The 21,644-nt window shown below is 62.3% G+C and carries 23 protein-coding genes and 1 tRNA gene; 10 read left to right on the top strand and 14 right to left on the bottom strand.

Translation table 11 applies throughout. From position 1 onward, the window contains the following. Positions 1-57: 57 nt before the first annotated feature. The 9 genes from ASD01_RS14495 to ASD01_RS14455 all read right to left on the bottom strand — a co-directional run bounded on the left by ASD01_RS14495 (position 58) and on the right by ASD01_RS14455 (position 8,945). A complete protein-coding gene (locus ASD01_RS14495; protein ID WP_226020614.1) occupies positions 58-795 on the bottom strand; it encodes a hypothetical protein in 738 nt (245 codons plus the stop codon). A 191-nt stretch (positions 796-986) separates the two neighbouring features. Further along, positions 987-2,219, bottom strand: a complete 1,233-nt coding sequence (locus ASD01_RS14490) for a class I SAM-dependent methyltransferase (protein WP_034793975.1) — start codon at positions 2,217-2,219, stop codon at positions 987-989. A gap of 8 nt (positions 2,220-2,227) precedes the next feature. After that, positions 2,228-3,295 (bottom strand): CDP-glucose 4,6-dehydratase, encoded by a 1,068-nt coding sequence (gene rfbG / locus ASD01_RS14485; protein ID WP_034793972.1) that lies wholly within the window; start codon positions 3,293-3,295, stop codon positions 2,228-2,230. Further along, entirely contained in the window at positions 3,292-4,059 is a 768-nt protein-coding gene (gene rfbF, locus ASD01_RS14480; RefSeq protein WP_034793969.1) for a glucose-1-phosphate cytidylyltransferase, read from the bottom strand. Before rfbF ends, rfbG begins: the two co-directional genes overlap by 4 nt. Positions 4,060-4,158: 99 nt before the next feature. Beyond that, positions 4,159-5,268: a DegT/DnrJ/EryC1/StrS family aminotransferase gene (locus ASD01_RS14475; RefSeq protein WP_034793966.1), complete on the bottom strand. Its 1,110-nt coding sequence runs from the start codon at positions 5,266-5,268 to the stop codon at positions 4,159-4,161. A 102-nt stretch (positions 5,269-5,370) separates the two neighbouring features. Beyond that, positions 5,371-6,522: a class I SAM-dependent methyltransferase gene (locus ASD01_RS14470; RefSeq protein WP_034793964.1), complete on the bottom strand. Its 1,152-nt coding sequence runs from the start codon at positions 6,520-6,522 to the stop codon at positions 5,371-5,373. Beyond that, positions 6,519-7,376 carry a phytanoyl-CoA dioxygenase family protein gene (locus tag ASD01_RS14465; protein ID WP_060528921.1) on the bottom strand — a complete coding sequence of 286 codons (858 nt, stop codon included), beginning with the start codon at positions 7,374-7,376 and terminating at the stop codon, positions 6,519-6,521. The genes ASD01_RS14470 and ASD01_RS14465 overlap by 4 nt, the downstream gene beginning before the upstream one ends. Then, positions 7,373-8,098, bottom strand: a complete 726-nt coding sequence (locus ASD01_RS14460) for a WbqC family protein (RefSeq protein WP_034793960.1) — start codon at positions 8,096-8,098, stop codon at positions 7,373-7,375. Before ASD01_RS14460 ends, ASD01_RS14465 begins: the two co-directional genes overlap by 4 nt. Before the next feature lie 94 nt (positions 8,099-8,192). Next, positions 8,193-8,945: a cephalosporin hydroxylase family protein gene (locus ASD01_RS14455; protein ID WP_034793950.1), complete on the bottom strand. Its 753-nt coding sequence runs from the start codon at positions 8,943-8,945 to the stop codon at positions 8,193-8,195. Between the two features lie 191 nt (positions 8,946-9,136). Here ASD01_RS14455 and ASD01_RS14450 point away from each other — a divergent pair, with 191 nt between their 5' ends. From ASD01_RS14450 to ASD01_RS14425, 6 genes are all read left to right on the top strand, one after another. Then, positions 9,137-9,697 (top strand): dTDP-4-dehydrorhamnose 3,5-epimerase family protein, encoded by a 561-nt coding sequence (locus ASD01_RS14450; RefSeq protein ID WP_034794218.1) that lies wholly within the window; start codon positions 9,137-9,139, stop codon positions 9,695-9,697. Positions 9,698-9,761: 64 nt separating this feature from the next. After that, the gene (locus ASD01_RS14445; protein ID WP_034794215.1) at positions 9,762-10,232 is read left to right on the top strand and encodes an aminoacyl-tRNA deacylase; all 471 of its coding nucleotides are present in this window, start codon (positions 9,762-9,764) and stop codon (positions 10,230-10,232) included. Positions 10,233-10,460: 228 nt separating this feature from the next. Beyond that, complete coding sequence (locus ASD01_RS14440) at positions 10,461-10,775, top strand: hypothetical protein (protein WP_051659302.1); 315 nt, start codon at positions 10,461-10,463, stop codon at positions 10,773-10,775. A 273-nt stretch (positions 10,776-11,048) separates the two neighbouring features. Beyond that, entirely contained in the window at positions 11,049-11,726 is a 678-nt protein-coding gene (locus ASD01_RS14435) for a L,D-transpeptidase (RefSeq protein WP_034793947.1), read from the top strand. Between the two features lie 13 nt (positions 11,727-11,739). Then, complete coding sequence (locus tag ASD01_RS14430) at positions 11,740-12,276, top strand: OmpA family protein (RefSeq protein ID WP_034793945.1); 537 nt, start codon at positions 11,740-11,742, stop codon at positions 12,274-12,276. A 452-nt stretch (positions 12,277-12,728) separates the two neighbouring features. Further along, a complete protein-coding gene (locus ASD01_RS14425) occupies positions 12,729-13,361 on the top strand; it encodes a formyltransferase family protein (RefSeq protein WP_082566324.1) in 633 nt (210 codons plus the stop codon). A 104-nt stretch (positions 13,362-13,465) separates the two neighbouring features. On the opposite strand, the gene ASD01_RS14420 is transcribed toward ASD01_RS14425, so the two are convergent. Continuing rightward, positions 13,466-13,542 (bottom strand) — tRNA-Arg (locus ASD01_RS14420). Positions 13,543-13,973: 431 nt separating this feature from the next. Between ASD01_RS14420 and ASD01_RS14415 the strand changes: the two genes are divergently transcribed. From ASD01_RS14415 to ASD01_RS14405, 3 genes are read left to right on the top strand one after another with little or no spacing between them, the layout of a single operon-like run. Then, complete coding sequence (locus ASD01_RS14415; protein WP_134886360.1) at positions 13,974-15,452, top strand: ArnT family glycosyltransferase; 1,479 nt, start codon at positions 13,974-13,976, stop codon at positions 15,450-15,452. A 43-nt stretch (positions 15,453-15,495) separates the two neighbouring features. Then, on the top strand, positions 15,496-16,503 hold the full coding sequence (locus ASD01_RS14410) for a UbiA family prenyltransferase (protein WP_051659300.1): 1,008 nt from the start codon (positions 15,496-15,498) through the stop codon (positions 16,501-16,503). After that, positions 16,500-17,273, top strand: coding sequence for an HAD family hydrolase (locus ASD01_RS14405; protein ID WP_051659299.1), 774 nt, complete (start codon positions 16,500-16,502; stop codon positions 17,271-17,273). The genes ASD01_RS14410 and ASD01_RS14405 overlap by 4 nt, the downstream gene beginning before the upstream one ends. Here ASD01_RS14405 and ASD01_RS14400 read toward each other — a convergent pair. Genes ASD01_RS14400 through ASD01_RS35590 form a run of 3 tightly spaced genes read right to left on the bottom strand, consistent with a single transcriptional unit; the run spans position 17,257 to position 20,152 of the window. Further along, complete coding sequence (locus tag ASD01_RS14400) at positions 17,257-18,285, bottom strand: NAD-dependent epimerase/dehydratase family protein (protein ID WP_034793933.1); 1,029 nt, start codon at positions 18,283-18,285, stop codon at positions 17,257-17,259. The genes ASD01_RS14405 and ASD01_RS14400 overlap by 17 nt on opposite strands. 36 nt (positions 18,286-18,321) lie before the next feature. Next, positions 18,322-19,791, bottom strand: coding sequence for a GMC family oxidoreductase N-terminal domain-containing protein (locus ASD01_RS14395; protein ID WP_060518857.1), 1,470 nt, complete (start codon positions 19,789-19,791; stop codon positions 18,322-18,324). After that, positions 19,757-20,152, bottom strand: a complete 396-nt coding sequence (locus ASD01_RS35590) for a hypothetical protein (RefSeq protein WP_060605073.1) — start codon at positions 20,150-20,152, stop codon at positions 19,757-19,759. The genes ASD01_RS14395 and ASD01_RS35590 overlap by 35 nt, the downstream gene beginning before the upstream one ends. A 192-nt stretch (positions 20,153-20,344) precedes the next feature. Between ASD01_RS35590 and ASD01_RS14385 the strand changes: the two genes are divergently transcribed. Continuing rightward, entirely contained in the window at positions 20,345-20,788 is a 444-nt protein-coding gene (locus ASD01_RS14385; RefSeq protein WP_051659298.1) for a GtrA family protein, read from the top strand. A 59-nt stretch (positions 20,789-20,847) separates the two neighbouring features. Here ASD01_RS14385 and ASD01_RS14380 read toward each other — a convergent pair whose 3' ends face one another. Continuing rightward, the gene (locus tag ASD01_RS14380; protein WP_034793927.1) at positions 20,848-21,633 is read right to left on the bottom strand and encodes an ATP-binding cassette domain-containing protein; all 786 of its coding nucleotides are present in this window, start codon (positions 21,631-21,633) and stop codon (positions 20,848-20,850) included. Between the last annotated feature and the right edge of the window lie 11 nt (positions 21,634-21,644).

The raw sequence follows: 21,644 nt of genomic DNA, 5'->3' as shown, positions 1-21,644 counted from the left end.
GGCCATCGTCCCGCTTGTATCGCTTCGTTTCGAGCCATCCGGTCCAGGCCCGGCCGCTTAGGCGCTTTGCCGCCAGACCGAGGTCGAGTCGGTGATCACCTTCTGGATGCGGCGTTGCTCGCGCCATTCCCGGCCCATATCCTTGATGACCGGCTGCGCCTCGGGCGAGAAGATATAGTTGCGGCGACTGGCGACATAGGCCTCCATCGCCGGGTTGACGCCCGAATAGAACTGCTTTTCCGGATCACGCGAGAGGTCCATCAGGCCGGCGCATTGCCGCGCGAAGTCGCCGCGAAGGATCGACGGCGACGTCGTGAATTTCGGGAAAGTGCGAAACAGCGGGATCTTGATCCCGAACAGATACGCGTATTCGTTGCGCCGATGGAAATGGCCCTTGCGGCGGATATTCCAGTTCTGGTCCGCCGTGTGGAACGAGACCTGGCTGATCGCCGGGTCCGCGAAGGGCGCCAGCAGTTCTTCGCCCATGTCCCTCAGCGAGATCCAGTCGTCCTCCAGGTGGAAGACGTAGTCGGCGCTGGTGGCCGACCAGAGTTTCGCGACGGCCGCACAAAAGCCCGGGCTCTCGGGCTGGAACACGGTTCCGTCGGGAAAATGGTTGCGGAATATCTCGACGCAGGCACGATGATCCTCCTCCGATCCGAAAACCGGATCGAGATTGAGGTAGGCGCCGCGCAGGTCGAGCCTGGAAAAGATTTTGTCCCGGAAGCTCGCCAGCGTCTGGGCAAGCAGGTCCGGGCGCCGGGTGGCGACAAGGCATAGGTCAATCGTGGACATAGCACCTCCTTGGGTGCATTTTTTTCAACCGTCAATACCCACGCCAACCCTGACGTTCACTTAGATCGTGCCGAATTTACGGCAAAGTCACCGAATTTACGGCAAAGCGACCTAAGGCGATCAATAAAGTCGATTTTGGGCGGCTCAACGCGGTCTGGTTGAGGACTGTCCACACTTCCTGGCGTCTAGGATTAGAAGACGCTCAGCTTCGGAATGGCGACGACGAAGCGGCCGCCCCAGTCGCGGATCGCCTCGTTGTCGGCGACGATCTCGGTCTTCAGGTTCCAGGGCAGGATGACGAGATAATCGGGCTTTGCATCCTCGATGACCGTCGGCGCGTGCACCGGAATATGGGTACCGGGCAGGAGCTTGCCCTGCTTCAGGTCATTGCGGTCCACGGCAAAGGCGATTTCGCTGGGCGACAGCCCGCAGACATTGAGGAACGTGTTGCCTTTCGCAGCGGCGCCATAGGCGGCTACGGTTTTTCCCTCCGCCTTGGCGTTCGCCAGGAAGTTCTGAAAATCCTTGCAGACGGCGGCGATGCGGTCGTCGAATGCCGTGTAGGTCTCCATCCGCATCAGCCCGGCAAGCGCCTCAGTCGCTCGCAACCGCTCGAGTTCCAGCGTGGTCTCGCGCACGCCGGACCTCAGCTGCGCATAGACGCGCAGCGAACCGCCATGGGTCGGCAGTTCCTCGACGTCGAAGACCTTGAGGCCTGAGCTTTCGAAGATGCGTTCGACGGCCGCCAGCGACAGATAGGAATAGTGCTCGTGGTAGATCGTGTCGAATTGCACGCCTTCCATCAGACGCAGCAAATGTGGGAACTCGAACGTCGCAACGCCATCGGGCTTCAGCAGGATGGCGAAGCCGCCGACGAAGTCGGCGATATCGGGCACATGGGCGAGCACGTTGTTGGCCGCCGTGAGATCGGCGCGAATGCCGCGCTTGACGAGTTCGGTTGCCGTCTCCCGTCCGAAGAAGGCGACCTCGGTCGGGACCTGCCGCTCCTCGGCCAGTCGCGCGGCATTGGCGGCCGGTTCGATGCCGAGCGCCGGGATGCCCTTGGCAACGAAATACTGCAGCAGATAGCCGTCGTTCGAGGCGATCTCGACGACCTGCGAATTGTCATCGAGCGCGAAGCGTTCGGTCATGCTCTCGGCGTAGCGGCGTGCGTGTTCGAGCCAGCTTGTGGAGAAGGAAGAGAGGTAGGCGTAGCCGTCGGTGAAGATTTCATCGGCCGGCACGTTTTCCGTCGTCTGCACCAGCAGGCACTCGGAGCAGACCATCGCCTTCAGCGGAAACGATCGCTCGCGGGCGATGGCTTCCTTCGTCGGTTCGAGAAAGGAATTGGACCAGGGCGTGGAGCCCAGGTCGGCAACGACGGTCTTGAGCGGTGTCGAGCAGAAACGGCAGTTGTGGGACATCGAAGTCGTTAGCCTCTCATGAATGCGTCGATTTGGCTGAGTGTCAGATCACGGGCGTCAGCGCCGCGGCGCCAGCCGTCATACCAGTGGGCGGTCCAGGCGATCGCCTCGTCCTGCGATAGACGGGTTGCCCATGACAACGTCCGTCCGGCAAGCGCCGGATCGAGGCCGAGCGACTTCATTTCGTGCGGCTGGTCCTCGGATGACGCGTCACGCCATTGCGTGGGCAAGCCCATCGCGGTCTGGATGGCGGCGGCAACGTCCCGAACTGGGATCTGTCGCTCGTCCGGAGCCGGGCCGAAATTCAGCGCCGCCACATCGGTCTGGCCGCCATGAAGCGCCTCGGCATAGACGAAGTATCCGTTGAGGCAGTCGAGCACGTGCTGCCAGGGACGTGTCGCCATCGGGCTCCGGATGTCCAGCGTCTCGCCCGTAAGGGCAGCGCGAACGATATCCGGAACCAGCCGGTCCGCGGAAAAATCGCCGCCGCCGAGCACGTTGCCGCCACGGGCGGTTGCCACCCTTATGCCGCGCTCACGCAGATAGGAATCCCGCCAGGTCGAAACGACCAGCTCGCAGGCGGCCTTCGAACCGGAATAAGGATCATGGCCGCCAAGCACGGCGTCTTCCGGAAAATGCCGGCCGCTTTCGTCGTTGCGGTAGACCTTGTCGGTGGTGACGACAAGGACGGTCTTGAGGGCAGGGGCTGCGCGAGTTGCCTCCAGCAGGCGCGCCGTGCCCATGACGTTGACGTCGAAGGTTTCGACCGGCGTCCGGTAGCTTTCGCGAACCAGAGGCTGGGCCGCCATGTGAAGGACGATCTGCGGGTCGCAAGCGCGGACGGCGGATGCGAGCGTGTCGCCGTCGCGGATGTCGGCGAAATGTTCGTTGGTGGCCGATTCCGATCCGAGCAGTGCGTGCAGCGAGCGGGTGGCCGCCGGTGACAGGCCGTATCCGGTCACCTCAGCGCCCATTTGTGTCAGCCACAGGCGGGCCCAGCTTCCCTTGAAGCCGGAGTGACCAGTCAGCATCACCCGTTTTCCGGCCCAGAAGGACGGGTCCGCAAGCCTGCTCATGCCCAGACTTTCCAGGGGGCCGCTCCGCTCTGCCAGAGGTCTTCGAGCTGGTTCTTGTCGCGCAACGTATCCATCGGGCGCCAGAAACCGGCGTGTTCGAAGGCCATCAACTGGCCGTCTGCGGCGAGACCTTCCAGAGGCTCCGCTTCGAACGGCGTCTGATCGCCTTCGATGCGATCGAGCACCGAACGGTTGAGGACGAAGAAGCCACCATTGATGTGACCGTTGTCGCCTGCCGGCTTTTCGATGAAGCTTCTGACCCGCCCGTCGCTGACAGCAAGCGCGCCATATCGGCCGGGCGGGACCACGCTGGTGACCGTCGCCTGGCGGCCGTGATGGCGGTGGAAGTCGGTCAGCGCCTTGATATCGATGTCGGCAACGCCGTCGCCATAGGTGAGGCAGAACGTATCGCCGAGATGGTCGGCCACGCGTTTCAGGCGCCCGCCGGTCATGGAGTCCGTTCCGGTATCGACGAGCGTCACGCGCCAGGGCTCGGCCTTGTTCGAATGGAACAGGGTTTCACCCGTCGCCATGCAATAGGTGACGTCGGAGGAATGCAGCACGTAGTTGGCGAAGTATTCCTTGATCATGTAGCCGCGATAGCCGAGGCAGATCACGAAATCCGAGAAGCCGTAGTGGCTGTAGATCTTCATGATGTGCCAGAGAATCGGCCGCCCGCCGATTTCGATCATCGGTTTTGGCCGGAGATGGCTCTCCTCCGAGATCCGCGTGCCGTAGCCACCGGCGAGAATGACGATTTTCATGCGACCGCCCCGTATTTGCGCCGGCCACTCGGCATGGCGCATTGCAAAGTCCTAATATCCTGGCGACCTTGCGCGGAGGTGGTCTGCGCGCGCCTGCTCTCAGGCGGCGAGGCAGCCCCGCAGGACCTCGACCACGCGGCCGATCTCGTCGGATGTCATGTCGTGATAGCTCGGCAGGTTGATCGCGCGGCCGGGCAGGTCATAGGCCACGGTGTTCGCTGGCACCTCGTCGAAGGGCGGCAACGAACTCAGCGGCCAGAAAAAGACACGGGCGTCGATGTTCTCGGCCGCAAAGGCGTTCTGCAGAGCCTCCCGGGTGACGCCGGTTTCCGGCGCAAAGACGACGGTTGGCATCCAGAAGCCGTTCTTCGTTCCCTCCGGCTCTGGGTTCATGGCAATGGCGTTCACGCCTGCAAGCTGCTCGCGATAGGCGTAGAAGATTTCTCGCTTGCGATCGACCAGCTCGCCGACGCGCTCGATCTGCGCGAGGCCGACGGCGGCCTGCAGGTTCGACATCTTGTATTTGAAACCGATCTCGTCCGGCCAGAACTGCTTTTTTTGCCCGCGGGCGCGGCCGTGATTGGAGAGCGTCAACACCTTTTCATGGAGCTTCGCATCGCTGGTGACGAACATGCCGCCTTCGCCGGTCGTGACCGTCTTGGTGCCGTGGAAGGAAAAGGCGCCGAAGGCGCCGAGCGACCCGGCCTTGCGTCCATGCCACTCGGACCCGAGCGCTTCGGCCGCATCCTCGACAACAGGAATGCCGTGCCGGGCGCCGATCTCAAGCAGCCGGTCCATGTCGCAGAGATTGCCGTAGATGTGAACCGCAAGGATCGCCTTGGTTCTTGGCGTGATTGCCGCTTCGACCTTTTCCGGATCGATGCACCAGCTATCAGCAAGCACGTCGACGAAGACCGGTTTTGCGCCGAGGTGAACGATCGGCGCGGCAGACGCCGTCCAGTTGGTGTCCGCAAGGATCACTTCGTCGCCGGGGCCGACGCCGAGTGCGGCAAGCCCCATGTGCAGCGCGCCGGTGCAACTCGATGTCGAGATCGCGTGCGTCGTGCCGAGATGCGCGGCGAAGGCCGCCTCGAAGCGGTTGATGTAGTCGTAGCAGCGCTCGCCCCAGCCATTGGCCGCCGCATCGGTCGCATAGGTCACTTCACGGTCGGTGATCGAAGGTTTGGTGTAGAGGATGCGGGGTTTCATGGGGAGCGCTTGGTGAGAACCGGGAGTTCGAAAGAGGCGTGGATGCCGGGCGGGATTTTGTCGAGTTTTCGTCCCGCTCCGGCTTCTTGCTGTGTGCTCTTGTCAGAGCCAGACGTGGTCGAGCCCAGGCCGCTGCAGCCAGGGTTGCGCGGCAATCGCAGCGCGGGCCTTCAGCGGGTTGAGACCGATGAACAGTGCTTCGGCTTCCGCTGGCAGGTCCTCAGGCGAAAGCACCGGGATGCCGAAATGGGTGGCGCCCTTCATGTTCTCGTTGCGGTCGAGGAATGCCACGACATCGACGGCCTGGCCGATCCGGCAGTAGATCCAGCTTCCGTAGAAACCGGCGCCGTAGATCGCGACCTTGCGCTTGGCGTAGCGATCTGCCCCGCCCGCGAGCGTTTCCGACGCCCGATCCCAGAAGGCGCAGATGTCGCGGGCTTCCTTGGCCGCATCGGCGGCGGATTTCGACGTGTGGGCGGCCTCGACGGTCGCTTCCGCGCGCTTTGCAACGACGAAGAAGGCGCCAGGGAACGAGGTCGAGTCAATCACCTGCAGTTCGAACCCGACGCTTGCCAGGGCATGGGCGAGCGAGGCTTCGCTGAAATGGTTGACGTGATCGGCGACGGCCATGTCGCCCGGGTTGCCGGCGACATCGGGCATGGAAAACAGGAAGCTGCCGCCCGGCCGCAGGAGGTTGCGCACGTCGCGCATGAAGCCGACGGGATCGGCCACGTGCTCGATGACGAAGTGGCTCATGACGGCGTCGAACTTGTTCTGCCAGCCTTCGGGCGCGGCGTAGGTGGCCTGGGCCGCTTCCGGCACCCAGCCCTGCCAGGCGGCCGCATAATCGGCACTGACGTCGAAGACGTGCGGACGCAAGTCGCTGCGGTTCGCAACCATCTTGCGCAGTGTCACTGCCTTTGCTGCACCATAGTCGAGGATTGAGGCGCCCTCGGGCAGATCGAGCAACCGCAGCGCCAGTGCGGCCTGGTGATCGGTGCGATAGGTGATCGTGCCATCGGTTGCGACCGCGAAGATCTGATCATGATTTTCGCTGGTCAGCGAGATCCGGTAGCCGGTGTCGTAGAAGGCTTGGATATCGGGAATATCGTCGCTTTGCGCATGTCCACAAGCGCCGCAGACGAAGACGCGTGTCGGTACGTCGAGCAGCGTCATGATCGAGGTCAGCGCCGGCGCGGGCACGTCGTAGGTCGGTGCGCCAATGTGGCCGCCGCACACACGGCAGTTCGTCATGCCAATTCTCCCTGCGGTGCAACCAGCTCCGGCAGAACCTCGGCGAACTTTACGCCTGCGGCGAACGAGCCCTTCCAGCCGATGCGGATGCCGAGCGGCTCGGCGTAGTTGAAATAGCGGAACTGGATGCTCCACCGCGGCGTCTGCGAAACGTTGTGACCCGACTGATGCAAGGTCAGGAAGTCCATCAGGATCAGATCGCCGGGCCTGCTCAAGGGAGCGACCTGTTTGTAGCGGGCAAGCCGCTCTTCACCCTTGTGAAGATGCAACGCATAGGCGCCGGTCTTGCCAGCGCCGGCGTCGTCTTCATAGACCGGAACGAGACCTTCGGCCTGCGACCCCTCGGCAATCTGGACCGGGCCCATGTCTTCGGTGACCGGCAAAAGCGGCGTCCAGAAAACGATGCCGTCGACACTGCGCAGTTGCGAGGGGAATTCTTGATGCCACTGCGCGCGGAACTTTTCTTCGCCGGGATTGTCGATGCGCATGCCGTAGCCGCCAGCTGCGATGCCCGGGATGCTGCCGGGCCGAAGTGCCTTAAAGACCTCGTCGTTGGCAGCCGAGCTGACGAGCCGCATAAAGGCAGGGATCTGCTTTATCGCATCATAGACTTCACCGCCCCAAGAGCGGTTGACCGCAATGAGCTTGCGATAGGCGATCGTCATCGCCTCGTGCGCCGTGTCGGTCGGGGCGTCGACGCCGTACTTGTTGCAGATCAGTTCGAGGGTCTGGCGGATGCCTTCGTGGATCGGGGCAATCTCTGACTGAATGTCGTAGAAGCCGGGTACGACGTGATAACCCTTGGTCTCGAATTCCTGGCGCGCGCTTTCGGAAATGATGGTGCCGTTCTTCATGATACGCTTGCTTCCTCCTTCAGGAATTCCCGCCACGAAATGGTTTTTGGTAACAAATGCTTGCGCGCATCGGGCCCAGTGCGCGCAATGAGGTCCAGGACGGAAACATAAGGCGTGAAGGTTTCGCGGGGCTGGGGCCACGGCGTGCAGCTGTAATTCATGTATTCGACGTAAACACCGGCAGCTTCGAAGGCCTGATGATCGAGATAGTTGGCAGCGCCGTGTCCGGTCAGATAGCGCGTTCCATTCGCCTCAAGCACCAGGTCGAGCACGCGCTGCCAGGACGTTCCATTCGAAGCCATGTCGCGGGAGCGCCGGATGGTGCGTTCGAAGCCGATGCCGAGATAGCGGGCCGGGACCTCGGTGCTCGCAATCAGAAGATCACACAGGCTGTCGTTGGCGTAGACCTCGTCTAAGATTGCCAGCGCGTCATCGATGTAGGGCGCGCCATCAAGCGACTGGCGCAGCAACGAGCGATGGCTGGCGCGCCAGTTGTCGGCGGTCGCCGAAAGGTCCTGGATCTTCTGGAAGCTTCCTTTTCCCGCAAGCGGTATCGTCATCCAGCAACGATCGTTGCCTTTCAGGAGTTGGATGCGATTGGTGAAGCTGCCTTTCGAGAATTGGGCATCGTCGAGGTAGATGTAGCCGTCGGCAAGCGCCAGTTGTTCGAAAAAGCCCGGCCAGGGAAAAAGCATCGGCTGGGAGATGACGACGGCGGTCATACGTGGGGCTCGTCCGGCGCGAAGATGGTGTCGAGGTCTCCATCCGTGTCGTGGCAAGGACTCTCGAACAGCGCGCTTGGGATATCTCCGGTTCCTAGTTGCGCACGCACTTCAGATAGCCTCCGGGGGAGCTCGAAAGCACAAGCTTGCCGTTGAGAACCGGGTCCGTTTCGAAGCGATCCGTTTCCTTGAGGTAGGCGTTGAGCGCGGCGTAGGGCTCATCGCCCGGATGCCAGATTTTCGAGCGCTTCGTAGGTGTCTGAGACGCGTCGCCATAGCCAAGCAGCGTGTCGGCGACCACGAGATATTGCCCTTCGGTCACCAGAGATCCGTAGTTCCGCAATTCGTCCAGCACGTGATCACGGCTGTGGTCGCTGTCGAGTACCACCATGACCGAAGCACCCTCTGGGATTTCGGCCGCGACCCTCGCCAGCGTTTCGGCCGTCGTCGACGGCCCCTCGATCAGCGTGATGCGCGAGGACATCGGGTGGTTTTCGATCGAGTCACGATTGTGGGCGCGGATATCGATATCGACGCCGATGACTTTGCCTTTGCCGATCAGTTGCAGCATTGCGGCCATGAAGATCATCGAGCCGCCGCGGGCAACGCCCGTCTCGATGATGATGTCTGGCTTGGTGTTCCAGATGACCTCCTGGGTCGCCATGACATCGGCCGGCATCTGGATGATCGGCACGCCCATGAACGACCAGAGATAGGAGTAGTCGTACTTGTCGAGCGCTACCACAGTGTCGTGTGCCTGCTGGAAAGCGCCCTGATCCTTGCCGAGCGCAAGGGCCATTTCGGTCTTGTGGGCTTCGAATGCGAGACGATCGTCTTCCACTGCCATTGCTGTCTGATGCCCTTCTTCGGATACAACCTATGGATACGCTCTCGACCGCGAATCGCGATCCCTGGCGCTTTCGCCGATTCGCAACGCTTTCCTGTGAACGCTTTCATGTCGGCAATTGCAAATACGGTCAAGGCCGGTTTCTTAAGGGCGAAAAGACGGGTAGTCCTTGGTCTCTGGCGGAAGGAACCATGTCGCGATTCGATCGAATTTCTACACCCATAGCGGGTCTCATCGTCGTCGAGCGGCAACGCAGGGGCGATGATCGCGGTTTCTTCTCGCGCTTCTTTTGTCGCGAGGCGCTGGCCGATTTCGGCGGCGATGGAAAGATCGCGCAGATCAACCATACCCTGACGCAGGCAGCAGGCACGATCCGCGGCCTGCACTTCCAGCAGGCGCCGCACGACGAGGCGAAATTCGTCTCCTGCCTTTCCGGCGCTGTCTTCGATGTGGCGGTCGACCTGCGGCCGGATTCTGCGACCTATCTGCAATGGCACGGGGAGGTGCTGAGTGCGGACAATGGTCGCTCGATGATGATCCCTGGCGGTTTTGCCCACGGGTTCCAGACGCTGACCGAGGATTGCGAGCTGATTTATCTGCACGACAAGCCCTATGCGCCCGAGGCCGAAGGCGGGCTTAACCCGCTCGATCCGGGGCTCGCGATCGCCTGGCCGTTGCCGGTCTCGCAAATGTCGCCGCGCGACCAGGCGCTCCCTTTGCTGCCGAACAGGATCGTCGCCGCCCGTCGTTGACTTCGTGAGGGATGGGAGGACAATAACCTCTCCGCGCCACCACGAGAGAGAAGGGGTGTCGACGATGACGATCGCCAGAAAACTTCAGGACTATATCGACGGTTCGGGTGTCGCCTATGACACCGTCGACCACCACCGCACCGCGACCACCAGCCAGACGGCGCGGGCGGCGCATGTGCCGGGCAGCCGGCTTGCCAAATCCGTGGTCGTTCACCACGAAATGGGCTACGTGCTCGCCGTCGTGCCGAGCACGCACCGGGTCGAACTCTCGACCCTGCAGGACGTAATGGACCGCCGCCTCGGCCTCGCTTCGGAAGAGGAGGTCTGCAATCTCTTTGCCGATTGCGACATCGGCGCCGTGCCGCCGGTTGGTTCGGCCTATGACGTGCCGGTGCTGCTAGACGAAAGCCTCGGCGATGTCAGCGACGTCTATTTCGAAGGCGGCGATCACCGGACGCTGGTGCACATGAGCGGCGCGAATTTCCGCAACCTGATGCGGGGCGCGCAGATCGCCCGCTTCAGCCATCCGGCGTGACTGGCCGTTCAGAACGATCTTGTTTGCGCTGGCGTGACGCCTGCCGCCTGTTCCTTGGCGCCATCCGCTTGAAGCGGGAAGGAGCGGCCAACCGCTGGTCGATATTTGCTGTGCTTGAATCTGCCAGTCGGGCTTGTCAAAGCGCACGCTAGGCGGCACCATCGCGCTCGACGGATACCTTTATCTAACTGGGTTGGGGGATCGATGGTGCGCATACGCTCTGCGAATATGTCCAAGTCTCTGGCAGTACTGCTGGTTGCGACCAGCGTTCAGTCCTTCGGTACCTCGGCACGTGCCGAAGGCGTCCTGTTCGATCAATTTCCGTTTGCCGTTGCCTGCGAATACAAGGGCACCCAGCACGCCTTCTATCTGTCCAAGGTGACTGCGGATGGAACCGCAACCTATCAGGCTTCTGACAACTTCGCCGGTACGATCACGCTGGACGGCGCGGCCAAGGCGGTTGGCTCTGATGCCGGCGGGAGTTGCCTTGGAAAGACGCTCGCGGAGCTCAGGGCGTCAGGTCAGGCACGCGATATCAAGTAGTTCGCCGCATATTGCCGGTAAACGCAGCTGACGCTCGCCCGGCGCTTACGCCGCGGCCGGCGCCGCGCAGCATTGCAACGGCGAGGCGGGCGAAGGCACGTCCGCGGTGGGCTGGCGATGTCTGCCGCCTGTTCGTTTGCGACGAACGCCGAGAAGATCCAATCTATTGTCCGGCCGTCGCGAAAGAATCGATGCGTGAGAATTTTCTGTTGTAGCAGTTCAAAAATCTGATTTACTGCAGCCTCGCTAATTGGCTTTCGGGGGATATTGCCGATGGTGTGGACCCGCAGGGAGACTATGCTTGGTGGTTTGGCGCTGCTTGGCGCCAATGCGCTTCAGAGCCCGGCACTGGCAAAGGCGACAGCCTATTTTTCCGGCCCGGCCGTGGACAACGGCGTGACATACCGGAGCACCAATTTCGCCAACATTGACAGGAAATGGCAGCGCCAGGTCGTCAAGTATTTCAGTAGCGAGCCGATCGGCACCGTCGTCGTCGATACCAGGCACCACTTTCTCTACCTGATCATGGAGAACAAGACGGCCATCCGCTACGGCGTCGGCGTCGGGAAAGAGGGTTTCAAATGGTACGGCCGGGCGACGATCGACCGGAAATCGCTGTGGCCGCGCTGGACGCCGCCACCGGAGATGCGTGAGCGCCACCCCGAACTGCCTGAGTTCGTCGAGGGCGGTTCGCCGAAAAATCCGCTCGGCCCGCGCGCCATGTACCTGCTGCGCGACGGCGTCGATACCGGCTACCGCTTCCATGGCACGCTGGAGCCGGGCAGCATCGGCAAGGATGCCTCCAGCGGTTGCATCCGCATGTTCAACGAGGATGCGATCGACCTTTACCAGCGTTGCCCCATCGGCACGGCGGTGCAGGTGCTGCCGCATATCGCCGAAAAGGCCCCCGAGGTCAGCCAAGCAACCCCGGTCGCAACTCCGGTCGAATGAGGAATATCACCCGATGCCCGCTATGACCGGATTGACGAGGCTGCTTTCCGCGGCCGCCATTCTCTTGACGCTTGCTTCCTGCAACACCACCGAGATGGCCGCAGTCGAAGAGCCCGCAGCCGTGCCGATGACCGGAAAAACCGACGACCCGGCACCCGGCTTCGAAACCGTATCGGTCGGTACCGAAGAGGACTTTATCCTCAATGTCGGCCGCCGGACCTACTTCACCCAGGATTCCTCCGCACTCGACAGCGTCGCCAAGGCGACACTCGACAAGCAGGCGATCTGGCTCAACAGCAACCCGCGCTGGCTGGTCAAGCTACAGGGCTTCTCCGACGACAGCGGCTCCGCTTCCAAGATGGAAACGCTGTCGCAGAAACGCGCCGATGCGGTAATGGCCTATCTGGTGTCCAAGGGTGTGGACCCCAATCGCTTGTGGGCCAAAGGCTACGGCAACGACCGCGAGGTGCGCGACTGCACCGAGCGCTCCTGCAAGGTCCAGAACCGCCGCGTCGTCTCCAATCTCAGGACGGAACGCGACGCGACTTGAGCGGGCGGCGGCTTCCAACGACCGTGGGCGGTCGCTTCCGCCAACGCGGAATGGACTCCATGTGTTGGCCATCAGCGCGTCGTTCAGCACAGAAGACCAGGGCGCATAGCCACCAACGGGCGGGCGTGGCTATGCGCAGCCCGGTACTTTTCTCGTTGGCCCATGGGTCGACGAATATGTTGCCCTGTGTTTCGCGGAACGACAGAGCACGGCGGCCGCCGCATCAATCGGTTGAAGCGCAAGTGCCATAGTCTTCTCAAAGCAGGGGGTGATCTGATACTTCCGTCTGCCTGCCTCTGCGTCATGCGTCCTTTCATGGCATCCACACGGATGGAAAGTGTGGCAGTTCGAAAACCTACAGTGCTTTCAGCGTCTCACCAGACGTGCGACGCGGTAGCTGCGCCATGTCGGGGCATTCCTCGGGGCGGTAAAATATTTACGGAGCGCAAGACATGAAACTCGCCGTCCTTGTATCTTCTGGTGGGGCAGCGTTTGAACAGGTGGCTCGCATTGTTCGACACGACGGCGTCGATTTCACGGTGATCACTGATAGAGGGTGTGGGGCGGAGGTGGTTGCCGGCCGCGTCAACGCGAAGCACATCCGCATCGAAGAGCGAGACAGGAAGCTGTTTTCCACCAAGGTGGCCGCAGCCCTTCAAGACCTGCGCGTCAACAATATACTGCTGTTCTTTGACCGTCTGGTTTCGAGCGAACTGTTTGATAGCGTCGATACGTTCAACATCCATCCGGCAGCCTTGCCGGCGTTCAAGGGGCTGAGAGGCGTGGAGGACGCCTATGAAGCGAAGGCTCGCCTGCTCGGCTGTTCGCTTCATCGCGTCGACCAGAGCGTGGACGGTGGGGAACTGGTGTCGCAGATCGCTTGCGGTGCCGATCCTCAGTGGCCGCTTTCGCGCTGGCAAAAGCGGGCATATCTCATGAAGGTCTATTGTGGATTGGTCTGGGTTAACCAAGCGATCCATATCGAAGCGCCCGACACGCCGGTGAACGCGTCACACGGCCTTCCCGAGGGGTGGATGGCTTCCTTCAGGGAATTGCAGGCACTCGAGGCCGAAACGGTAGTCTAGGAAAATCGGAAGGGCGCGGACATGTACGGATTGCCTGCCATCAACCAGCGCTTCTCGCATCTTGAAGACGGCACGTTATCAATCAAAAATTTCAAGACGTAAAATGGCGCACCCGACAGGATTCGAACCTGTGACCTTTGGAATCGGAATCCAACACTCTATCCAGCTGAGCTACGGGTGCATCCGTTGGCGGCAGGGCCGCCGAAGCAGGCTGTGAGCGGTTCTTAGCCTAGCTTGCGCGTCGCTTCAATGGTCATTGCAAGAGATTGTGGTAGAAACCGCCATCCTGTGCTTGCGTTGTGGTCGCGGCGCATCGCTTCGGGCAATGGCGCCGGGCGACGGCCAACCCATCTGACGGGATCACCCACCCGATGTAGCTAGAATTGGTCAGGCGAACGTCCTTGCGACGAAAGGCGGCGCGTTATAAATTCTGCATTAAAGATAATTCTAAATTAAAGTGCCAGTGCTCAAGTAGGCAAGCGTTCCAGTAACCAAGTGCTCCAGTACCCAGTGCTCGCGTAATTGTTTCAGGCGAGGGGGCAAGTTTTGGTCAACCGATATCTCACGACCGGCGAACCGGCGTTGGAGAGGCTGCGCTCCGATCCCGCGTTGATGTTTCTTGTTGCTCTCGCGGCCGTGCTTTTCGTGCTGAACACCTGGAACGGTATCGGCATCCTACCGGATTCGACGCGTTACATGCAGATCGTCAGCACGCCCTATGACGCGCCGCTTTACGCGTGGATGCTGGGTGCCGGGGGATCCCTTGGGTTTGCGCTTGAGCATGTCGCGCTCGGCATCGCCTTTCTGCTTTATCTACTCAATACCTGGCTCGTCTTTTCGCTGTTCAGGACGGCGCTACCGGATCAACCGTTCTTCGTGACCGTCGGAACGCTTTTGATCATCGTCAATCCGACATTCCTCTGGACGAGCACGATAGCGATGTCGGAGGCGCTGTTCCTTGCGCTGACATTTCTCGCCATCCGTTTCTTCATTCGCTATATGCGCGGTGAAGGGCGGGGGCCCTTGCTTGCCTCGTCTGCCTGCGTCGGGCTTGCCATGCTCGCTCGCTTCGTGGCGCCTCCGGTCGGGGCGGCCTTTGCCACAATCGCGCTCTTCTACAATTCGGCGCGATCCCTTCGCCAAAGGCTCCTCGACGTCGTCCTCCTGTTCGCTGGTAGCGCCGGTATCTTTCTCGCCTGGGTGATCGTCAGCAAGCTGCTTGTCGGCCGGTCGGTTGGCCGCGCGCTCTGGTTCTATGGCAATGCCGATGCCGATCGCTGGCTAGGCGGGCTGTCGCTTCTGGCGAGCTTTCTCCTGCCGAGCCAGGTGCCGCAGGTGATCCGCATCCCGGTGCTGCTTCTCGCGCTTGTCGCGGCGACGGTTGTTCTGGTGCAGACGCTGAAGCGAAACTGGCCCGAACGCCAGCCGGACGACCACGATCTGATGACCCTCATCTTCGGCCTGTTTGGATATTTCTATCTGCTGTTCGTCGTGCTCGCCGTGCATGTGGAGGCGAACCTGCAGCTTAATTCGCGCTACTCGCTTCCCTTCTATGTCGCCATCATCTTCGTTCTGGTAATTGCGGCGGCGGACTATTGCGGTCGCGTCGATGCAGCACCTGTCGTCCGGCGTTCGCTTGCGCTGATCCTGCTCTGCCTTCTCGCCATCCACGGACTGCGCAGCACCGCCCAGACGGCGGAGGCCTTCCGTGACGGGGTGGGGTTTCAGAGCACGGCCTGGAAGTCGTCGCCGATCGTGCGCGCAGTCAGGGCGTTGCCGGCAGATGCGGTCATCTTCACCAATGCGTGCGACCCGCTCAATTTCCTGACGCGCCGCTCGACGGACTGGATCCCCTCCCACAGCGAAAGGCGAACCGGCCTTGAGAGTGACGCGGGTTCGCTCGACGTACAGCTAGAGCGGTTTCGCGAGGATATGGCGCAGAAGAATGCCTATGTCGTCTTCGTCGATGCGATCGACTGGCGGTTCTACCTGGTAACGGAGAAAGAGCTCGTCAAACTCGCCAAGCTGAAGCTCGTGCGCTCCGAGAGGGACGGTCGCATCTACCAGACGGCAAGTACCGGCGCGCCGTAGGCGTCCCGACTCAGGCGCGTGGTCTCTAGACAAGGAGAGGGACATGCCAGCAAACCCGGAAGAGACGACGCCTATCGAGGCGTTGGGGCCCCAACCGCGGGGGAGGGCAAGCGACTACCTGTCGCTGGCCCGGTTCGACCATGTCACCAAGCACGTCTTCATCCTGCCTGGGCTGATCCTTGCCTGTGCCCTCAGCGAGCCTGATCCGGCCGCTCTCGTCATCAATATTCCCGTGGGGCTTCTGAGCGCCGTCTCGATCGCATCGGCCAATTACGTCATAAACGAGTGGCTCGACCGGGAACGCGACGCGGCCCATCCGACCAAATCGCAGCGTCGCGCCGTCGTCGTTGAGATGCAGCCGCGCATCGTCTACGGCGAGTATCTGCTGCTTGCCGTCATCGGACTGCTGCTTGCGTCGGTCGTCGGCAAGCTGTTCTTCGCCACGTCGCTGCTCTTCCTGCTGTCCGGCATCCTCTACAACGTCGAGCCCATCCGGGCGAAGGACAAGCCCTATCTCGATGTGCTGACGGAATGCCTCAACAATCCGATCCGCTTCCTGCTCGGCTGGGCCATCGTCGATCAGGTGACCTTGCCGCCGGTCAGCGTGCTTGCGGCCTACTGGATGGCCGGCGCCTTCCTGATGGCGGCCAAGCGGCTCGGGGAGTATCGCGACATCGCCGCGAATGCGGGGGTCGCCGTCCTGAAGAAATATAGGCGGTCATTCGAATACTACACCGAGGAGAGCCTCACCGTTTCCTGCTTCGTCTACGCGATGATGACGGCGTTTCTGCTTGGCGTTTTCCTGGTGAAATACCGGGTGGAATACATCCTCGTCTTTCCGTTCATCAGCGGCCTCTTCGCCGTCTATCTCTGGCTTGCCACGCGCCCCGGATCGGTGGTGCAACGGCCGGAAAGGCTGTTTCACTCCCGGCGGCTGGACGTCATGCTGACCTTGACCATCGTCGTCTTCCTGTTCGCGAGCTTCGTCAACGTGCCGGTGCTGGACTTCCTGGCCGCTTCGTTCCTCGTGCCGATATCGTCGCTGCAATGACCGGTTCGACGCTGCCGAACGGGGCCTTGCCAAATGGACCGGTGGATTGGGATCGGGTGCGTCTCGTGGTGTTCGATCTCGACGGCACGCTCTACGACCAGCGGCGGCTGCGGGCGCGGATGCTGCTGCGGCTTGTTGCTGACGCGGCGCGCAGGTGCAGCCTTGGCACCATCCGCGTCCTGCGCGCCTTTCGCGACTGCCGCGAGGAACTGGGCGATGCGTTGGCGACCGATGTGGCAGCCCGGCAATACGAACTGACTGCGGAGCGGTGCGGGCAGTCGCCGGAGAGCGTCCGGAAGACGGTCGAGGAATGGATCGAACGGCGTCCGCTCGATCTCCTTCCGGCTTGCCGGTGCCGCGGCGTCGAGCGGGTGTTTGCCGGCCTTGCGGTTCAGGGAAAGACGATTGCGGTTTTGTCCGACTATCCGGCGTCGGAGAAACTGAAGGCGCTTGGCCTTGGCGCCAGCATCGTCGTCTCCGCCATGGATCCCGAAGTCGGCGCTTTGAAGCCGCATCCGGCCGGTCTTGCCCATGTGCTCAATCGTGCGCAGGTGCCGGCGGAGCAGGCGATCATGATTGGCGACCGGGTGGAGCGCGACTGGGCGGTGGCGCAGAGCCACGGCATGCGCGCCCTGATTCGCAGCGCAAGCCCAATTGCCGGCGTCGATACGTTCCGCGGCTATGACGACGAAATCTTTTGGCCAGTGACGGAGCCGCAGCCGATGGGCGCGCCGGCTCCGGCGCCCCGCTCGCTTACGATATCATCTTGAGCAGCCAGAGCGCGCCCTGCTTGAGCGGCGCGCGGTGCGGGCTCTTTGCGGTGACGGCGGACGCGAGCTTCGCGCTTTGGCGATACCAGTCGTAGCTCTCCTGCAGCATGGCTTCGTTGGAGTATTTCGGCCGCCAGCCCATGGCAAGCAGGGGCTCGACGTCGAAGTAGCATTCCTTGTGGTAGGTGAGGTAGTGCCAGGGCACCAGCGGCGAGACCCTCAGCCAATGCAGCGCCCGCAGCGTGTTGATGGTAGCGGAGGTCGGAAGGCTCCGGACTTTCGATGTGCTGCCGGCATAGCGGATCAGGGCCTCCAGGTCATGGCGCAGCGTGCCGAAGCTGTCGGTGCCGACATTGTAGGTGCCGCTCCGACCGGCCTTGAGCGCCAGCATGTAGAAATCCATGAGATCATGGGCGTGGACGAACTGGAACTTGATGTTGCCGGATCCGATGACATAGACGGCGCGGTTTTCGCTGATCCATTCAAAGAGGATCTGGAAGATGCCGAGCCGGCCGCCGCCAAGGGTGGCGCGGGGCCGGATGGTGATCAGGGTCATATCGGCGGCCGTGCAGATGGCCTCGGCCACTTCTTCGCCGGCGCGCTTCGATTTTCCATAGGGCTCCACCGGGCGAAGCGGGGTTGTCGCCGTGATCGGGCCGGAAGGCGGAATGCCGTAGGCGGCGGTCGAACTGACATGGATCAGCGACCGGACGCCCGCTCTTGCGGCTTCCTCGCAGACGATACGGGTCCCCTCGACGTTGACGTTCCAGTAGTCGCGCCCCGCATCGGTCTGCGCCACCAGCGCCGCATTGTGGTGGACGACGTCGACGTCGCGCATGGCGGCGCGCACGCCGTCGCGGTCGAGCACGGAGCAATTGACGAACTCGATATCCGCCGGGCGGGAGCGATCCTCCCAGAGGTCGAGCACCCGCACCTCGTCGCCGTGTTCGCGCAACCGTCGAGCTGCGAGGTTGCCGATGAAGCCCGATCCGCCGGTGATGAGATGTCGCATATGTCCCTCCAGCCCCTGTCTGCGGAAGTTTTCTGATCAGATCGCCCGATCCTCGAGCGCGCGTGTGATGTTGCGATGCGCGACGGCCATCACTGTCCCTTGTGGATTGACGACCGTCGGCCCGCACAGAAGCGAAGCGTCGGCGATGTAGAGATTGCTGGCGCCATGCACGCGCCCGAACGAACTCGCAGCGCATTTCTCGGCGTCCTCGCCCATCGGGCAGGAGGAGAAGAGGTGAAGCGCAGTGGCGTTTGCCTGCTTGGGAGGAAGCGTTTCGGGAAGCTTGGCGATATCGGCCAGCGATTTCAGCACCGGATAGCCCGGAATGCTCGGATAGACTGCAAGGGCACCGGCGGCAAAGAGCACTTCGGCGAGGCGTGCAAGGCCGACGGCCAGTTCCTTCAGGTCCGACGGTTGAAGGCCGACGCGCACCAGGGGATCGCGAAAGCCGGGCAGGGATCTCACCTTGCCGGATCCGCCGGTGCTCTGCACGTAGTAGATCGCCATGCGCCGCCAGTCCCGATCGACCGCATCGATCATCTCCGGGTGCGCCGCCATGGCCAGCGCCAGCGCCGGCCGTTTGCTCATCGAGCAGCCCATGCTGAAGCGCGGGTCGAATTCCTTGATCTGGTGGACCGGTTCGAGTTCGCCAGGGGTATTGAGTTCGTCGGGAAAGACTGCCACCACCTTCAGCATCGGATGGAAGCGCAAGCTGTCGCCGACATGGCGCGTGATGCCTGAGCGGCGTAGCAGCCACGGGGTCTGCACCGCGCCGCCGGCAACGAAGACGGTTTTGGCCTTCAGTTCGATCTGGCGCGTGCCCGCCGGTCCCTTGCTGCGCGCATGCACCGTCCACTGCCCGTTCGCATGGGTAAGCTTGGTCGCGCAGGTATCGGCAAGCAGCATACCGCCGGCGTCGAGGAAGCGCGGCACGAAGGTTGCCGACATCGATTGCTTGCGGCCCGGAGATCCGCCGGCCCCGGCGGCGGCGTAGGCAAAGAGGCGCGGCACTTCGAGGGAAGACCATCCGAGCCGCTGCGCACCCTCATCGAGCCGTGTCGACAGCTGCGGCGCAGGGCCAGGCAGGTATTCGACCCGGGCTACTGCCTCGCAGGCGTCGAAATGCGGGGTCAGTTCTTCGAGCGTCAGGGCATCGACCCGATAGTCGCGGCGCCAGCGGTCGAGCACCGCTTGCGGCGTGCGGTGGTAGAGGCCGCGGTTGATCTCGCTGCCGCCGCCGACGCAGCAGCCCTCGACATAGGCGATCTTCGTCGCGCCGAAGCCGATGTTGATGCCGGCGTTGCGGTACTTCTGAAGGATTTCCTCGCGGGAGAAATGCGGCGCAGACTCGAGCGCCAGATGCGGACCTTCCTCGATCATCAGCACGGACTTGCCCGCCTCCGCGCAACGGGTGGCGGTCACCGCACCGCCCGGGCCGGAGCCGATGACGATGATGTCGGGGGCAAGCCTCTCAGGGGCTAGCAGGTGCTCCGGTTGCAGGTTCATGCTGGTAATCCTGGCCGTAAAGGTCTGAGTAAATACAGAATAATGCCAATGACATATGGAACTCGACGAAGCGCCGCCGGAACTCGAGGCGGGATTGCCGCCATTTGTCGAGTTCGGCCAGTCGGTCGTCGAGCGAAAGCTGATGAAAGAACTTGCCTCTGCGCAGCAGCGGCCAGGCATTGAAAAGAAGCACGAGACTATGGAAGGGCGGGCGCAGATAGTCGGGCATCTGACGATGAACTTTCAGCAGAAACTCTGCCGCACGTACGCCCAGGGCGCCCCGGCTGTCATCTGTAGCGCCGCGTTCATGGGCAATCGCCTCGCCGAGCGCCAGGATGGCCTGTTGAAAGTGCTGCGACATGGCCGAGCCCCGTTATCAAGCCGGCCCCTCGAAAGGAGCCTGGCGCTGCTTTGATGAATACGGTTGTCTGCTCTTTACTGCCTGTATTTCTAGCTGCTCTTATAAGCAAAAGCTACTAAAACGTTGTTTTCGACCAGGCGGCGACCATCTATGCGCCAGCCGCTGGATGTCGCTCGATGCGAAAGGCACCGGATGAGACGCCTTCTGGATATGAGCTTTGTTCGCTATTTCGCCTGCGGCTGCATCGCGGCGAGCCTGCAGGTGGCTACGCTCGCCGTCCTGGTCGAGACGGCGCGGCTCGAACCGGTCTATGCGTCCACCATCGCTTTCTACTTTGCCGTCGTCGTCAACTATTTCCTGCAGCGGCGTTTCACCTTCCGATCCGACGAACCGCACCTGAAGGCGTTGCCGAAGTTCTTGGCGGTGTCGACCTTCGGCGCCGGAATAAACGCGGTCGCCTTCACGCTGCTATCGGCCGTCATGCACTATGTCATTGCCCAGGCGCTGGCGCTGCTCCTGGTCTTTTCGGTGAACTATGCGCTGAGCCGGACGCTGATCTTTCGCGCCGGCAGCGCGGGGGAAGGGCGCGGCACAGAGCCGGCCCGTGCTGCGGGGCGAGCCCCATCGGGCAAATAGAAACGCCGCGCCCGGGGGGCGCGGCGTCATTGAGAGGGTGGTCTTGTGCGACGCTGGGCTTACGCCACCTGCATGGCGCCTGGGCCGGGGATCGCCTTTGGCGGCACCTTGCCCATGATGATCATGCCGAGCACCTCGTCCTTGGTGACGTCCTCGGTGCGGGCCTGGCCGACGACCTGGCCATTCTTCATGACCGACACGCGGTCGGCGAGGTCGAAGACGTCGTGGATGTCGTGGCTGATCAGGAAGATGCCGATGCCTTCGCGCTTCAGCTGCTTGATGAGATCGCCGACCTGGGCGGTTTCCTGCGGCCCAAGGGCTGCCGTCGGCTCGTCCATGATCAGGATGCGGGCGTCGAAGAGGATCGCGCGCGCGATCGCCACCGATTGCCGCTGGCCGCCCGAAAGCGCCTTCACCGGCTCCTTGAAGCGCTGGAAGTTGGGGTTGAGGCGCCCCATGACTTCGCGGGCCTTGGCCTCCATCGCCACGTCGTCGAGCGTGCCCCAGGGGGTGCGCAGCTCACGGCCGAGATAGAGGTTGGCGGCGGCGTCGACATTGTCGGCGACGGCGAGCGTCTGGTAGATCGTCTCGATGCCGTATTTCTTGGCGTCGCGCGGGTTGTTGATGTCGGCGGCCTCGCCATTGATCAGGATCTCGCCGGCATCGCGCTTGTAGGCGCCCGAGAGGATCTTGATCAGCGTCGACTTGCCGGCACCGTTGTGGCCGAGCAGTGCCACGACCTCTCCGGGGTAGAGGTCGACGGAGGCGTTGTCTACGGCGTGAATGCCGCCGAAGGAGATGGAAATGTTCTTCATTTCCACAAGCGGAGTGCGTTGGTCTTTCATGGATCGTACTC

Origin of the sequence: Ensifer sp. Root423 (genome assembly GCF_001426275.1) — a bacterium.
In the GTDB taxonomy this organism is placed as follows: domain Bacteria; phylum Pseudomonadota; class Alphaproteobacteria; order Rhizobiales; family Rhizobiaceae; genus Ensifer; species Ensifer adhaerens.
The sequence above is the reverse complement of the archived record's forward strand: the minus strand, read 5'-3'. Positions and strand labels throughout refer to the sequence as shown.

What these genes read in the sequence shown, in the direction of transcription:
- ASD01_RS14495 (WP_226020614.1), bottom strand. Translation starts at nt 795, where the DNA reads ATGTCCACGATTGACCTATGCCTTGTCGCCACCCGGCGCCCGGACCTG.
- ASD01_RS14490 (WP_034793975.1), bottom strand. Translation starts at nt 2,219, where the DNA reads ATGTCCCACAACTGCCGTTTCTGCTCGACACCGCTCAAGACCGTCGTT.
- rfbG (WP_034793972.1), bottom strand. Translation starts at nt 3,295, where the DNA reads ATGAGCAGGCTTGCGGACCCGTCCTTCTGGGCCGGAAAACGGGTGATG.
- rfbF (WP_034793969.1), bottom strand. Translation starts at nt 4,059, where the DNA reads ATGAAAATCGTCATTCTCGCCGGTGGCTACGGCACGCGGATCTCGGAG.
- ASD01_RS14475 (WP_034793966.1), bottom strand. Translation starts at nt 5,268, where the DNA reads ATGAAACCCCGCATCCTCTACACCAAACCTTCGATCACCGACCGTGAA.
- ASD01_RS14470 (WP_034793964.1), bottom strand. Translation starts at nt 6,522, where the DNA reads ATGACGAACTGCCGTGTGTGCGGCGGCCACATTGGCGCACCGACCTAC.
- ASD01_RS14465 (WP_060528921.1), bottom strand. Translation starts at nt 7,376, where the DNA reads ATGAAGAACGGCACCATCATTTCCGAAAGCGCGCGCCAGGAATTCGAG.
- ASD01_RS14460 (WP_034793960.1), bottom strand. Translation starts at nt 8,098, where the DNA reads ATGACCGCCGTCGTCATCTCCCAGCCGATGCTTTTTCCCTGGCCGGGC.
- ASD01_RS14455 (WP_034793950.1), bottom strand. Translation starts at nt 8,945, where the DNA reads ATGGCAGTGGAAGACGATCGTCTCGCATTCGAAGCCCACAAGACCGAA.
- ASD01_RS14450 (WP_034794218.1), top strand. Translation starts at nt 9,137, where the DNA reads ATGTCGCGATTCGATCGAATTTCTACACCCATAGCGGGTCTCATCGTC.
- ASD01_RS14445 (WP_034794215.1), top strand. Translation starts at nt 9,762, where the DNA reads ATGACGATCGCCAGAAAACTTCAGGACTATATCGACGGTTCGGGTGTC.
- ASD01_RS14440 (WP_051659302.1), top strand. Translation starts at nt 10,461, where the DNA reads ATGTCCAAGTCTCTGGCAGTACTGCTGGTTGCGACCAGCGTTCAGTCC.
- ASD01_RS14435 (WP_034793947.1), top strand. Translation starts at nt 11,049, where the DNA reads ATGGTGTGGACCCGCAGGGAGACTATGCTTGGTGGTTTGGCGCTGCTT.
- ASD01_RS14430 (WP_034793945.1), top strand. Translation starts at nt 11,740, where the DNA reads ATGCCCGCTATGACCGGATTGACGAGGCTGCTTTCCGCGGCCGCCATT.
- ASD01_RS14425 (WP_082566324.1), top strand. Translation starts at nt 12,729, where the DNA reads ATGAAACTCGCCGTCCTTGTATCTTCTGGTGGGGCAGCGTTTGAACAG.
- ASD01_RS14415 (WP_134886360.1), top strand. Translation starts at nt 13,974, where the DNA reads ATGTTTCTTGTTGCTCTCGCGGCCGTGCTTTTCGTGCTGAACACCTGG.
- ASD01_RS14410 (WP_051659300.1), top strand. Translation starts at nt 15,496, where the DNA reads ATGCCAGCAAACCCGGAAGAGACGACGCCTATCGAGGCGTTGGGGCCC.
- ASD01_RS14405 (WP_051659299.1), top strand. Translation starts at nt 16,500, where the DNA reads ATGACCGGTTCGACGCTGCCGAACGGGGCCTTGCCAAATGGACCGGTG.
- ASD01_RS14400 (WP_034793933.1), bottom strand. Translation starts at nt 18,285, where the DNA reads ATGCGACATCTCATCACCGGCGGATCGGGCTTCATCGGCAACCTCGCA.
- ASD01_RS14395 (WP_060518857.1), bottom strand. Translation starts at nt 19,791, where the DNA reads ATGAACCTGCAACCGGAGCACCTGCTAGCCCCTGAGAGGCTTGCCCCC.
- ASD01_RS35590 (WP_060605073.1), bottom strand. Translation starts at nt 20,152, where the DNA reads ATGTCGCAGCACTTTCAACAGGCCATCCTGGCGCTCGGCGAGGCGATT.
- ASD01_RS14385 (WP_051659298.1), top strand. Translation starts at nt 20,345, where the DNA reads ATGAGACGCCTTCTGGATATGAGCTTTGTTCGCTATTTCGCCTGCGGC.
- ASD01_RS14380 (WP_034793927.1), bottom strand. Translation starts at nt 21,633, where the DNA reads ATGAAAGACCAACGCACTCCGCTTGTGGAAATGAAGAACATTTCCATC.